Source organism: Pseudoruminococcus sp., from assembly GCF_047012705.1.
Lineage (GTDB): Bacteria > Bacillota > Clostridia > Oscillospirales > Acutalibacteraceae > Pseudoruminococcus.
Genome location: NZ_JBKXNW010000014.1, coordinates 45259 through 57870, shown reverse-complemented (window position 1 = coordinate 57870; position 12612 = coordinate 45259). Strand labels below are relative to the sequence as shown.

Below are 12612 nucleotides of genomic sequence, written 5' to 3'. Positions count from 1 at the left end.
AGATGGTCTGCATAAAGCGTAAAGTCAATATTAAAGAATGGAGAGGTGTTAGCAAATTGCGACACCTCTTTTCTTTTGCGAAAAACCTACTTGAAAAAATTTTCGTATCAGGTATAATAAAACTATCGAAAGCAAACTGCTTCCGATAGAAAAGAAAGCGAGGTGCAGGTATGAGAAGCAAGAGTCCTGAACTTATGAGTGAGATAAAAAAGTATATCGAGGATTATTACCTGCAAAACAGACAATCCCCATCGACTACAAAGATTGCTGAAGCTGTTGGCATTGCCAGAGGTACAGCATATAAATACTTGGTAGAGATGGCTGAGAAGAATATGATTGAGTATGACGGGCAGGAGATTCGTACCAATGTGACCCGTAAGTACAGTGGCGAACAGACACAGACACCGATTGTAGGTTCTATTCCTTGTGGCAGTCCTCAGTATGAGGAAGAAAATATTGAAGAATATGTATCACTTCCTACTGCTATTTTCGGCAAAGGAGATTTCTTTATATTAAGAGCAAGCGGTCAGTCTATGATTGAAGCAGGGATTGATGACGGCGACCTTGTGGTTGTCAAAAAGCAGGTAGAAGCCAAAGAGGGCGATATAGTAGTTGCCCTTGTGGATAATCAGAATACATTGAAACGCTACTTCCGAGATGATGAGAATAAGAAAATCATTCTCCACCCGGAAAATAAGAAGATGAAAGACATCATTGTAGATGAGTGCTGCATTCAGGGTGTGGCTTGTCACATCATCAAAGAACTATAACAGAGGACAGACGAATGAGAACACTTGAAGGAATTCGCTATCTAATCAATTTGGATAGTGCGGAAATACAACAGAACTTTGCCGGAGGAGTTGCACCGCCGGACAAGGTGGAGTCGGAGGTGGACACAACTTGAGTATTTATATGTCAAGAGCCGAGTTGGAAGAAATCAGCGAAGGCTTGATAACAGCTTATGCTAATAAGTTTAGCAATCGAGTGATTCAATCCATCGACATAGAACATTTCATTACAGAATTTCTTATGTTACGAATTGAATACGCTTCTTTCGCAGAAGATGATGCAGGCAGGATTGGTTTTCTGGCAGATGGAGCAACACCACTGCTGGTACATCAGGACGGAAAAATTATTCCCTTTGTTTTCCCGAAAGATACCATCGTACTTGATAAATTTCTTCTTGCTGAAAAGGAGCAGGGACGTCGCAGGTTTACAATGGCACACGAAGCGTCACATCATATCTTGAGTAAGATGTATGCAATGCCGAGTGAAGGACGCTTTCATGCAGAGTATGACAGTGAGCGTAGTTATTCCAAAGAGGAACTGGCTCAGATGTTTGCGTCTGTTGAGTGGCAGGCAGATACAATGGGAGCTTCGCTTCTTATGCCGAGAAGAATTATTGAAAATGCCTTGGCGAAATATAATCAGTCAAATCCGATAAAAGTTTATGGCGATAATACCATTACTTCAAAGGATAAAGCAGTTATCCGCAGAATGGCAGCTTATATCGGAGTATCTTATACAGCCTTGGTTATCAGATTGAGAGATATGGGGCTATTTGAGTATCACAATATCCTTGAGTACATTTCCAATGAGTTAAATCTGGGAGGTGTTTCACAATGAGGTTACAGACTCAGGTAGCACCTGAAATACAAAAGAGATTGCTTCTGTCAAGAGTAGAAGCAGAAAGTCTGAAAGAGCGTGATATTCTCTGCCCGACTTGTGGGTTCAGGATACAAAGAGTTTTTTCAGACGCAACCGGACATTTGAGTGTGAAGTGTCAGAAATGCAAGAATGTCCATATCTTAAATCTCGCTTACTTCCGCAGAATCCGCAGGAACGGATATGGCAGGAATTGCAGGCGATGAAGATTACAAGTAAATATCGAAACGATTTCTAATCGAGTAAGCGGAGATAAGCAATTTATTTGCTAAACTACCAAGCACCGTACGAAGCCGGATAAGTGAAGAATAGAAGTATTCTTTGCTGTCCAGATTCGACGGTGCTTTTTTTGTTGCTGTTTTATTCGATTATGCTTCGTGCAGTATTAGGTCTTTTCCCTTACTTGGGAAAGGACTTTTATGTTTTATAACGCATGGCAGTGCCAGATAGCTGAGTACCCGTAATCTCCGAATTTTGAAACTTATCAATTTTTCAAAATTCAAAGGAGATTACGGAAATGACAAACAAACTTACATTAACAGAACAAGAAGAATTATTTGCAAAGGATTGTAAACTGATAAACCTTAAATACGAATATAACGGTTATACCGGAGATGAAAGATGGGCGATTATTACGGAATTATCGGTAAAAGAGCTTTGGGAGAAGTATCCACTTGTTATAGAAAGATATTCTCCGTTTGTTCATCTTTCCATTGCACAGGGAGAGGTAATTGACGATGCAAACCGAAATGAGGACAAGTATGCAAAGAGAAGCAGTCGCACACTTGACTGCTATGGATATGACGATGAAATGTCCTCACAGTTCCATAAAGAACTTGCAATTATGTTTGACGACCCATTTGAAAGAGCAGAGGAAGAAAGACTTGAACTGGAAAGAGAAGAATTGCGCCAGTGTGAAATCAGGAAAGCAAGAATAGCACTTTCAATGTTGCAGCCACTTCAAAGGGAACGCCTTATGAAGAATGTGTGCTGCGGTCTGAGTTCCAGAGCGATTGCAAAGCAGGAGGGCGTATATTACAGCTCCGTAGATAAGTCTATTGCAGCGGCAAAGAAAAACTTTATCAAATTTTATGAAAATCTCTGATTTTGGGTGTGCATTTCAGCACCCTTTGTCCAAATGAGTGAAGGGGTTATTTCATTCCGGATACGAATGACACTTTAAAAATTTGATTCTTGTGAGGTTATGTATATGAAAGAAAAAATGATTTGTCGTGGGGATTTATTCTACTATGACTTTGGAGATAACAGTGGTTCAGTACAAAGCGGAGAGCGTCCGGTGCTTGTCGTTCAGGCAGACGATTATAACCAGAATGCTCCAACGATTATTGTTGCAGCGGTTACAAGTGTAATCAAGAAAAGATATTTGCCATCGCACATTATTCTTGGCGAGGAGTTTGGACTGAAGAAACCGTCAATGGTTCTTCTGGAGCAGATACGGACAGTCAATAGAGAGGATTTGCGTGAATACATAGGTACGGTAGATGACGATAAACTTTTCAGGCAGATAAACGCAACTTTGAAAAAGACTTTTGGACTTTGGGTTTACAAGCCGGAGGGGAAAGAAAATATTCGTTGTCTATGCCCGAAGTGCCTGAATGATTACATCCACAATCCGGACTATATTGTAAGGCGACTTGACCCATTTGCAAAGCGAAAAGACAGATGTGATAAGTGTGATGGAGATGGTTGGGATTATGTTGTTACCGACAGATATTCATCAAAGAAAGAAAAGAGGTGTAAGAATGTCTAATAGCAGTGTAAAGAAGCTGAGTTATAATGTACCTCTTTGGCATAAGCCTAATTTGTCGATTGAAGAAGCATCCATATATTCCAATATTGGAACAGGAAAACTTTATGAAATGACGGAAAAGCAAGATTGCCCGTTTGTACTTTGGATAGGAAGCCGCCGAATGATAAAGCGAAAAATTTTTGAGGAATATATTGCAAATCAGTATTCTATTTAATGAAAAAGTCAAATCTGCGATGAGCAAATTCGCATCGTTGGCTCAGCGTAGATTTTTAAGTATGCTGTAACCACGCAAAGGAGGTTACAGCATATGAACAACGAAAAAGATGAAACAATCTATAATGTCCCACTTTGGGAGAAAGTAATGCTTACAATTGATGAAGCCGCAGCTTATACAGGTGTTGGAAGCAGAAAAATCAGACAGCTTACCGATAATGAAAGATGTCCGTTCGTTTTATGGAATGGCTCAAAGCGACTTATCAAGAGAGAAGAATTTGTTGAATTTATAAAAAAGCAGTATTCGATATGAGGAGGTATTATTGTGAGTAATCCAGTAAAAAAAGAAAGATTAGAAGTACCAATATGGCATAAGCCGTATCTGACCATTGATGAAGCTACTGCCTATACCGGCATTGGCAGAGAAAAACTTCGTGAAATGACAAGGTTTGCTGACTGTCCATTTGTGTTATGGGTGGGAAAACGCCGAATGATAAAAAGAGAATTGTTTGATGAGTACATTGAAAAAATGTATGAGATTTAGGAGGTGGAACGATGAATGTGGATTTTGCAGATGAAGAAATGATTGCTTATCGGGAAAGTCTTATAGAAAAGAAAAAAGAGCAGCCATTTTGGAAAAAGAAATGTTTGTCGGTAAATGAAACAGCCGCTTATACAGGTATCGGAAGGGGAAAAATACGAGAGTTGATGAAAAGGAAAGACTGCAATTTTATGACGACAGATGGTTATCAGGTGTATGTCATCATTGACAAATTTGTGGAATTTTTAAATAGCAGGAATGAAATATAGGAGGAACAGCCGTGGCAAGACCAAAACGAAAAGATAAAACAAGGACAGTTCTTCGCACGGGAGAACTTCAAAGAAGTGATGGAAGTTATCAGTACAGTTGGACTGATGAAAACCATAAAAGAAGATATGTCTATTCAAAAACGCTTGAAGCACTCAGGATTAAAGAGGAAGCGATTGAGAAAGACAAAAGTGATGGCATAAAAGCGGAAGCACGATATGTTACACTCGATGATTTATATGAGTTGTGGAAAGACCTGAAGAGAGGATTGAAAAACAACACTTTTGAGAATTACAAATATATTTATGAAACCTTTGTACGTCGGCAAATCGGTTCTAAGAGAGTTTCAACATTTTTGAAATCAGATATTAAGAGATTTTATAATTATCTGGTTGATGAGCGAGGATTGAAGCCAGCAACGGTTGATGGTGTCCACAACATTCTTCATCAGATATTTGATATGGCGGTTGATGATAACTATATCAGAAACAATCCGACAAATAATGTTTTAAGGGAATTGAAAAAAGCTCATTGCTTCAAGACAGAGAAACGCAGGGGACTTACTCGACCTGAGCAGGAATTGTTTATGGATTATTTGAAGAACTCTAATACAGCAGTGTATTGGTATCCGGTGTTTGCAGTAATGCTTGGAACGGGGTTAAGAGTTGGAGAAGTTACTGGACTCAGATGGTGTGATATTGATTTGGAAGATGGGATTATAGATGTTAATCACACGTTGGTTTATTATGACCACAGAACTTCTGAAGGAAAAAAGGGCTGCTATTTCAATGTGAATACTCCAAAGACAGAAGCAGGAAATAGACAAGTTCCGATGCTCGATTTTGTTAAAGAAGCATTTGTTATGGAAAAAGAAAGACAAGAACTGCTAGGGGTTCACTGCGAAGCGACCATAGATGGATATACAGATTTTATATTTCTCAATCGCTTCGGACAGCCACAACATCAATCGACTTTGAATAAGGCAATCCGACGCATAATCCGTGATTGCAACGATGAGCAGTTTTTGAAAACAGAAAACCCAGAAGTGCTTTTACCACATTTTAGTTGTCATTCGCTCAGACATACATTTACAACAAGAATGTGTGAAGCAGGTGTAAATATAAAAGTTATTCAGGATACACTCGGACATAAGGATATAACAACAACCTTAAATATCTATACTGATGTAACAAAGGAACTAAAAAGAACCGAGTTTGATGGACTGGATAAATACTTTAATAATTCAATAGCGTAGGAAAAAGTGGCGTACTTTAAAATGAAAATTGGTACGCTGCTTTTTTTGGTCTGATTGACTTATTCAATAATAAAGATTATAATTTAGTAAGCAATCCGATTGAAGAACCCATTCTCTCAATCGGGATTTACATCAAATACATCAAATAATACAACTGCTTATGCGGAAAGTAATCAATTTTAAAGGTAAACAAGGCGTTTTATCTGGTTGAAAAAAGCAAAGTAGGGAGTTGCTCAGGAATATGAGTGGCTTCGGAATTGTGTCGGAGAAAGTCCCAACAATGAAGAGCTTGGATTCCGACAAGAAGCCGTCGGGTATTCCGAAAACCAAGGATGCTGTTGTTGAAGAAAAGATTGACTTCTCAAAGGTAAAAGTTGAGCCTTTGTTTGAAGAATATGTTGATTTTGAAACATTCTCAAAGTCAGATTTCCGTGCAGTAAAGGTCAAGGCTTGCGAGGCTGTTAAGAAGTCGAAGAAGCTTTTACAGTTCACTCTTGATGACGGCACAGGCACAGACCGCACAATTTTAAGCGGTATTCACGCTTATTATGAGCCTGAAGAGCTGGTTGGAAAGACTCTTATCGCTATCACAAATCTTCCGCCGAGAGCAATGATGGGCATTGACTCCTGCGGTATGCTCCTCAGTGCAGTTCATGAAGAAGAAGGCGAAGAAAAGCTCCACCTCCTCATGGTCGATAACCATATCCCCGCAGGTGCAAAGCTCTATTAAGATGATGTAAAAATGTACCGTTTACAAAATAGATTGATGCAGAAATCGGTGCAAGCAAGGAAAAATCGCATAATTTTCAAGATATAGGTCGTTACGCTGAGGGTACAAAATTAAATACTCATACTGACTAAAGTCAATCTCGAAAGAGATTGGCTTTTTTTATTTGGCAAAAAGCGATTGAGCAGGCAACGATTGAAATTTAAAAGTAAAGATGGGAATTAGTATGGGACAGTGCATTTATCTGCCAAAAGAACTTATGACAAACGAATACAACGGCTACTCTGCCGAAACGAAATTGCTCTTTGGAATGATTTTGAGCAACTCTGTTACTGCATCGGCTGTAATGAATGTAGCAGATTTAATCAATCAGCTTGGAAAAGCTGAAATCAACGCACTTCAGGGCGAGCTGAAAAAGGCTAACGAAAAGGAGCGTGTGCATAATGTTTGATTTTTTCTATGGCAGCGACAGCGAACAGTATCAGTTTTATAGAGTACCTCAAGTGCTTTTTACCGATGACAGGTTTAAGAGCATTTCCTGTGAAGCAAAATTACTCTATGGATTCTTGCTCGATAGGACTTCCCTATCTAAAAAAAGCAAATGGGTTGATGCTGATGGTAAAACCTATGTTTTCTACAAGCAGGAAAATGCACAGGAAAGTCTGAACATTGGCAAAGACAAAGCTGTTAAGATTTTCGTTGAGCTTGAAAACATAGGCTTGATAATCCGTAAAAAGCAAGGTCAGGGAAAGCCTACAAAAATTTATGTTATGAATTTTTCAAAGCCGGTATCTAAAAGCAACACCAAAGTATTGCAAAGAATCAAGTCTTTGACCGAGTGCAAGTCTAAAAATAAGACTTCTGGCATTACTTCTAAAACAGCTGTTCAGACTTCTGAAAAACCGAAGTCTGAACTTGATTGTAGCAGTACCATACCGAAGTCAAGACTTCTGAAAAACCGAAGTCTGGACTTCGATAAAGCAGAAGTCTTGACTTCTGAAAATCAGTCATATATCCATACTGAGATTAACCATACTGAGAATAGTAATACTTATCCATCTATCTATCATATTACAGAAACTAATGGGAAGTCACAACCGAAGTCTGAAAACCCATCATCTGATGGATTGATAGATAGAAGCAACCCGAACTCAGAAATTTCAATTTACAAAAATGCCGTTGCAGAAACGCAGCTCCAAATCTCGTATATGTACTTACTCACCAATCATCAAAGCAAAAAAGGTTATCTTGACTTAATTGTCAGCCTGATAGCGGAGGTATATGTGTCGGCTTACACTCATCCTACAACCTCTGTCATAATTAACGGTATCAAAACATCAATCGGTATTGTTGCCGACCGTTTGAAAACAATAGATGAATCTCATATTGAATATCTTTTTGAAAAAATTGATGCATCCGCAAATACAAAGCAAATCAAAAATCCGAGAAGTTATTTATTGAGCTGTCTTTACAACGCTCCGACAACAATGGAGCTTGATACCGACCTGCAAGTCGCTTATGACCTGCACAACAGCAGATAAAAACAAACTTGTGCCCCAACGGGGCAGAAGTTGAAAGGAGAAAACAAAATGACAATCATAAGTCAAGACTACGAGCTTATCAACTTCGATAAACTCGCTAAAGTGACAATGTACGAAGGCGAAGTTGACGGAACAACGGTGTATGCCATCGTTGGATTTGAATCGGCATCATCAGATGATGCTGAGATTAGCGGCGACAGCGATACTGTTCTCGGCATTTATAACAATACGACTGAGTGCGAAAATGTACTGCTTGCTCTCATTGAAACGCTCAAAGCCGGGAAAACGGTCTTTCAGATGCCCGAACCGGTCATTGAGTCCAAGGAAGTGAATGCTTAATGTCACAGATTATGGACTTTTTGGTGCAGACAAGCTGCGTATCAAGCGACTTGCTCAAAGAGATAATGCGTGATTACTTATCAGGCAAAAAACAAAAATCCGGTCTTAAGAGTTTCAACAAGCTTGCAAAAACAGGTGTTCTTGAAAGTATAGAAATTACCGATAACAACATCAAGGATTTTTTATCGACTGCGAAAAAGTACGATATTGACTTTGCACTTACACGGGACAAGTCAACATCACCGCCTACATATCGCATATTTTTTCAGTCGGGTAAAGAAGAAAATTTTCAGAAAGCCTTTAAGGAATACGCCTTTGGTACTTCAAAAAAACTTGATAAAAAATCTGTCACTCAGGTTGTAAACCGAGAACAGATTAAGCAAAATGCAAAAGTCATATCCGAAAAGCAAGCTGCTGTTGACAAAGAAAAATCTCACAACAAGTCAAATTTAGGACGGTGATGTCGGTGCGTGTAGATACGGATAAAATAAAAAAAGCAATCATTTTCATTTTGCCTTGCCTGCTGTTTTTTTGGATTGGCGACAAAGTTTGCTGTGCATACCGCACTGTTGGTATATCGGGAAATATCAGCGTTAAGGCAATGCCTTTTTTTACAAATCTCGGCAACGCTTTGACAAATCCTCTTCCCTCTCTTCATCCGCTTGACGCATTTGTCGGCTTTATGACTGCTGTCATTGCAAAACTTGTACTTGAATACAAGCGTAAGCACCGAAAAAAATATGCCGAGGACAAGGAGTACGGTTCAGCTCGTTGGGGTACTCCCAAGGATATTGAGCCGTATATGGACAGGCAGAATTTCGATAACAATGTGCTTCTCACGCAAACCGAACGCATTACGATGGGTAAGCCATCAAATGTCAAGTATGCACGAAATCAGAATGTACTTGTTGTCGGCGGTTCAGGTTCGGGTAAAACACGCTTTTATGTCAAGCCGAATCTTATGCAAATGCACTCAAGCTATGTTGTAACAGACCCTAAAGGAACGGTTCTTGTTGAGTGCGGCAAAATGCTCCAAAAAGGAAAGCCGGTTGTTAAAAACGGAAAAATCATCGGATATACACCGTACAGCATCAGAGTTTTTAATACAATTGATTTTTCAAAATCAATGCACTACAACCCGTTTGCATATATTCGACCCGAAAGCCGTGAGCAGGATATTCTCCGCACGGTTGAGGTACTTATCACAAACACAACGGGCGACCAAAAAGGCGGAGATGAATTTTGGGTCAAAGCGGAAAAGCTGTTATACACCTCATACATAGCACTCATCATTACGATGTGTCCGGAAGAAGAGTGGAACTTTGAAACACTGATTGATTTTGTAAACGCTTCGGAATGCCGTGAAGATAACGAAACCTTCAAAAACGCTATTGATTGGGCATTTTACTATCTTGAACGGTGGATTGAAAACGCTTGGGAGCAGGACGAACAATTTTCAGAGGAAAATGAAAATTATGCCGAGCTCAAAGACGCAGAGGTTGACGATTGGAGAGCTTCTCTTGGTAGGTTTGCAGTCAGACAGTATAAGGCTTATAAACTTGCCGCAGGAAAAACTGCAAAATCAATCTTGATAAGCTGTGCCACAAGATTGGCTCCGTTTTCAATTGACAAGGTGCTTGAAATCACAAGCTACGATGAAATGCACCTTGACACAATCGGCGATAAGCTGACAGCTCTGTTCATCATAATTTCCGACACGGACGACACCTTCAATTTTCTCGTTGCGATGATGTACTCGCAGTTATTTAACTTACTGTGTACAAAGGCTGACAATAATCCTAACGGTTCGGGACGATTGAAATATCCCGTGCGTTGTCTGATAGACGAATTTGCAAATATCAAGCAGATACCTCAGTTTGAAAAGATTATTTCGGTAATCAGAAGCCGTGGAATATCTGCAAGTATCATTTTGCAGACCAAATCTCAGCTCAAGTCCTTGTATAAAGACAATGCAGAAACAATTGAAGGTAACTGTGATTCACTCTTGTTTCTCGGCGGAAAAGAGAAAACCACGCTCAAGGATATATCCGAATCTCTCGGTAAGGAAACGATTTATATGTTCAATACTTCCCGAAGTAGAGGTACGCAGGAAAGCTACGGAGTAAATTATCAAAAACTCGGCAAAGAGCTGATGTCACAGGACGAATTGAGTGTTATGGATAACTCTCAATGTATTCTGCAAATCCGTGGCTTGCACCCGTTTATGTCGAAGAAATTTGACATAACAAAACACAAGAATTACGGCAAGCTGTTTGACAGCGACAAGAAAAATTATTTTGATGTTGCAAGGTTTGTTAAGAGCCGTCAAAAAAATGCTGCTGTTTTACAAAACACACAATATACCGAATATCGGTAAATTAATACATAAAGGAGCTAAACCTATGAACTTTTTATCAAAAACAGAGCCTAACAAGCTCTCAAGAAGATGTAAGAAATCAAAAAAGGCTGTTGCCGTGCTTACAGCAATCGCATCAATTGCCGCAATGAGCTGTATGTCCTGCTTTGCCGCAGTGAATGCGTCATCTTTTATCAGCACAGCTCAGACTGTACTCACAGCCGTTATCTGTCTTATCGGTGCCGGTCTGGCTGTGTGGGGCATTATTAACTTGCTTGAAGGCTACGGCAACGATAACCCCGGAGCAAAATCACAGGGTATGAAGCAGCTTATGGCAGGTATTGCACTTATTGCTGCCGGCGTACTTCTCGTGCCGGTACTCGGTCAGATGATGAATCAGGCTCAGAGTAAATAATGAGAGTAAGCAAAAATAAACTTGTGCCCCGTTGGGGCATAAGTCGGAAAGAGGGCGATTGTCTGGATTGTTGAGGACTTTATGAACGCTCTCGAAAATTGGTTCAAGGAAATCCTTTCGGGAGCTATTGAAGGCTGTCTTAATACAGTCAACGATATGCTGTCGGGTGCACTCAACAACAACGATGATACCGGATTAAACGGAATATTTTCTCAGTTTCTCGGTGACCCGACAACCTTTACAGGTACTACCGGTTCGGGCGGTACAAGTATATGGACAACGATTGAAAAGCTGTCGAACGATGTAATCGTACCGATAGGTGCGTTTATGTTGATGATTGTTGTGTGCTATGAGCTTTTTTCAATGGTTGTTGAGGGCAATAATTTCAGAGATTTTGATGATTCAATTTTTATTCGTTGGATATTAAAATCGTTCTGCGGAATATTACTCGTAAGCAATGTCTTTTACATAGCGACCGGTATTTTTGTGTTCGGCACGGATGCCGTCAATTCGGGGCTTAATACGCTGTTTGGCACAGGCAAATTTATTTCGGCTGATGTTGTTAATTCGTCCGGTTTTCATCAGGCTTTGATGTCGCAGGATATAGGTACGCTGATAACTACGCTGATTATTGCTTTTGTTATCCTCATCGTTTCGTTTGTTCTGTTGGCGGCAATTGTAATTGTGCTTGCATCAAGGATTATTGATGTGTATATGATGCTCTCAATATCCCCTATTCCTATGGCTACTATGATGAACAAGGATTGGGGCGATATCGGCAAGAATTGGCTGAGAAATCTGCTTGCTCTCGCTTTTCAGGGATTTTTCATTATCGTTGCACTTGCAATATTCAAGACCTTGTTCAATAACACTTTGAAAAATATGATGAGCGGACAGGATGTTGTAATGACAATGGCTACCTTACTCGGCTTTGTTGTTGCATTTATCTTCACAATATTCCGAACATCAAGCATTTCGAAGTCTGCTTTTGCGGCACACTAATCCAAATTCACTGACTTGTGCCCCATTGGGGCACAAGTTAAAAGGAGTTTTTTATGCAACAAAATTTCGTTAAGATACCAAAAGACTTGTCTTTAATCAAGCAAAAATTTATTTTTGGTTTGACAAAACGACAGGCAATGTGTTTTGGTATCGGTCTTGCAATGGGTATTCCTGCATTTTTCATAATTAAGACGGTAACAAGCAACATTACCGTAGCTGTCATAGCTCTCGGAATCTTTGCTTTTCCGGGCATCGCCTGCGGTTTGTTCACCAAAAACGGTATGTACTTGGAGGAGTATCTCAAGTTGCTTATCTCGTTTATGAGACAACCGAGAGTCAGAACATATCAGAGTAAATCTCCGATGGCAATGATTCTGAACCAAATCGAATACAGCAAATTAAAACGCAAACTCATTGCCGCCGGGGTTGATATATCAGAGTTTAATAATACGAAGAAGGTGAGCATTATTGCCAAACTCAAAATCAAAAAACAGTAAAAATCAAAAAAACACCTTAACAA

At 39.7% G+C, this 12612-nt stretch carries 19 protein-coding genes; all 19 read left to right on the top strand.

The features are described 5' to 3' along the window. Window positions 1–170 precede the first annotated feature (170 nt). Window positions 171–770: a transcriptional repressor LexA gene (lexA, locus tag ACLU24_RS12575; RefSeq protein WP_024853352.1), complete on the top strand. Its 600-nt coding sequence runs from the start codon at window positions 171–173 to the stop codon at window positions 768–770. Between the two features lie 130 nt (window positions 771–900). Beyond that, window positions 901–1626, top strand: coding sequence for an ImmA/IrrE family metallo-endopeptidase (locus tag ACLU24_RS12570; protein WP_008789352.1), 726 nt, complete (start codon window positions 901–903; stop codon window positions 1624–1626). Further along, on the top strand, window positions 1623–1871 hold the full coding sequence (locus ACLU24_RS12565; protein ID WP_002594701.1) for a hypothetical protein: 249 nt from the start codon (window positions 1623–1625) through the stop codon (window positions 1869–1871). Before ACLU24_RS12570 ends, ACLU24_RS12565 begins: the two co-directional genes overlap by 4 nt. Window positions 1872–2182: 311 nt before the next feature. Then, window positions 2183–2770 (top strand): hypothetical protein, encoded by a 588-nt coding sequence (locus ACLU24_RS12560; protein WP_024853351.1) that lies wholly within the window; start codon window positions 2183–2185, stop codon window positions 2768–2770. A gap of 105 nt (window positions 2771–2875) precedes the next feature. Beyond that, complete coding sequence (locus tag ACLU24_RS12555) at window positions 2876–3436, top strand: type II toxin-antitoxin system PemK/MazF family toxin (RefSeq protein WP_066559579.1); 561 nt, start codon at window positions 2876–2878, stop codon at window positions 3434–3436. After that, on the top strand, window positions 3429–3650 hold the full coding sequence (locus ACLU24_RS12550) for an excisionase (protein WP_022146404.1): 222 nt from the start codon (window positions 3429–3431) through the stop codon (window positions 3648–3650). Before ACLU24_RS12555 ends, ACLU24_RS12550 begins: the two co-directional genes overlap by 8 nt. A 93-nt stretch (window positions 3651–3743) precedes the next feature. Beyond that, window positions 3744–3962, top strand: coding sequence for an excisionase (locus ACLU24_RS12545; protein ID WP_022146405.1), 219 nt, complete (start codon window positions 3744–3746; stop codon window positions 3960–3962). Window positions 3963–3974: 12 nt separating this feature from the next. Beyond that, window positions 3975–4193, top strand: a complete 219-nt coding sequence (locus tag ACLU24_RS12540) for an excisionase (protein WP_022146406.1) — start codon at window positions 3975–3977, stop codon at window positions 4191–4193. Between the two features lie 11 nt (window positions 4194–4204). Continuing rightward, window positions 4205–4459 (top strand): excisionase, encoded by a 255-nt coding sequence (locus tag ACLU24_RS12535; RefSeq protein ID WP_024853349.1) that lies wholly within the window; start codon window positions 4205–4207, stop codon window positions 4457–4459. An 11-nt stretch (window positions 4460–4470) separates the two neighbouring features. Next, on the top strand, window positions 4471–5712 hold the full coding sequence (locus ACLU24_RS12530; protein WP_022146408.1) for a tyrosine-type recombinase/integrase: 1242 nt from the start codon (window positions 4471–4473) through the stop codon (window positions 5710–5712). A gap of 241 nt (window positions 5713–5953) precedes the next feature. After that, complete coding sequence (locus ACLU24_RS12525; protein ID WP_412612999.1) at window positions 5954–6442, top strand: methionine--tRNA ligase; 489 nt, start codon at window positions 5954–5956, stop codon at window positions 6440–6442. 223 nt (window positions 6443–6665) lie between these two features. Then, window positions 6666–6890 carry a hypothetical protein gene (locus tag ACLU24_RS12520; protein ID WP_021882671.1) on the top strand — a complete coding sequence of 75 codons (225 nt, stop codon included), beginning with the start codon at window positions 6666–6668 and terminating at the stop codon, window positions 6888–6890. After that, entirely contained in the window at window positions 6883–7980 is a 1098-nt protein-coding gene (locus ACLU24_RS12515) for a replication initiator protein A (RefSeq protein WP_412612998.1), read from the top strand. Before ACLU24_RS12520 ends, ACLU24_RS12515 begins: the two co-directional genes overlap by 8 nt. 48 nt (window positions 7981–8028) lie before the next feature. Continuing rightward, the gene (locus ACLU24_RS12510; RefSeq protein WP_117952063.1) at window positions 8029–8319 is read left to right on the top strand and encodes a hypothetical protein; all 291 of its coding nucleotides are present in this window, start codon (window positions 8029–8031) and stop codon (window positions 8317–8319) included. Then, entirely contained in the window at window positions 8319–8780 is a 462-nt protein-coding gene (locus ACLU24_RS12505) for a PcfB family protein (RefSeq protein ID WP_117952061.1), read from the top strand. The genes ACLU24_RS12510 and ACLU24_RS12505 overlap by 1 nt, the downstream gene beginning before the upstream one ends. Before the next feature lie 5 nt (window positions 8781–8785). Beyond that, on the top strand, window positions 8786–10696 hold the full coding sequence (locus ACLU24_RS12500) for a VirD4-like conjugal transfer protein, CD1115 family (RefSeq protein ID WP_412612997.1): 1911 nt from the start codon (window positions 8786–8788) through the stop codon (window positions 10694–10696). Between the two features lie 136 nt (window positions 10697–10832). Then, window positions 10833–11090, top strand: a complete 258-nt coding sequence (locus ACLU24_RS12495; protein ID WP_298762914.1) for a Maff2 family mobile element protein — start codon at window positions 10833–10835, stop codon at window positions 11088–11090. A gap of 81 nt (window positions 11091–11171) precedes the next feature. Continuing rightward, on the top strand, window positions 11172–12092 hold the full coding sequence (locus ACLU24_RS12490) for a VirB6/TrbL-like conjugal transfer protein, CD1112 family (RefSeq protein ID WP_412612996.1): 921 nt from the start codon (window positions 11172–11174) through the stop codon (window positions 12090–12092). Window positions 12093–12145: 53 nt separating this feature from the next. Then, window positions 12146–12589 (top strand): PrgI family protein, encoded by a 444-nt coding sequence (locus ACLU24_RS12485; protein WP_303793202.1) that lies wholly within the window; start codon window positions 12146–12148, stop codon window positions 12587–12589. The last annotated feature ends 23 nt before the right edge of the window (window positions 12590–12612 follow it).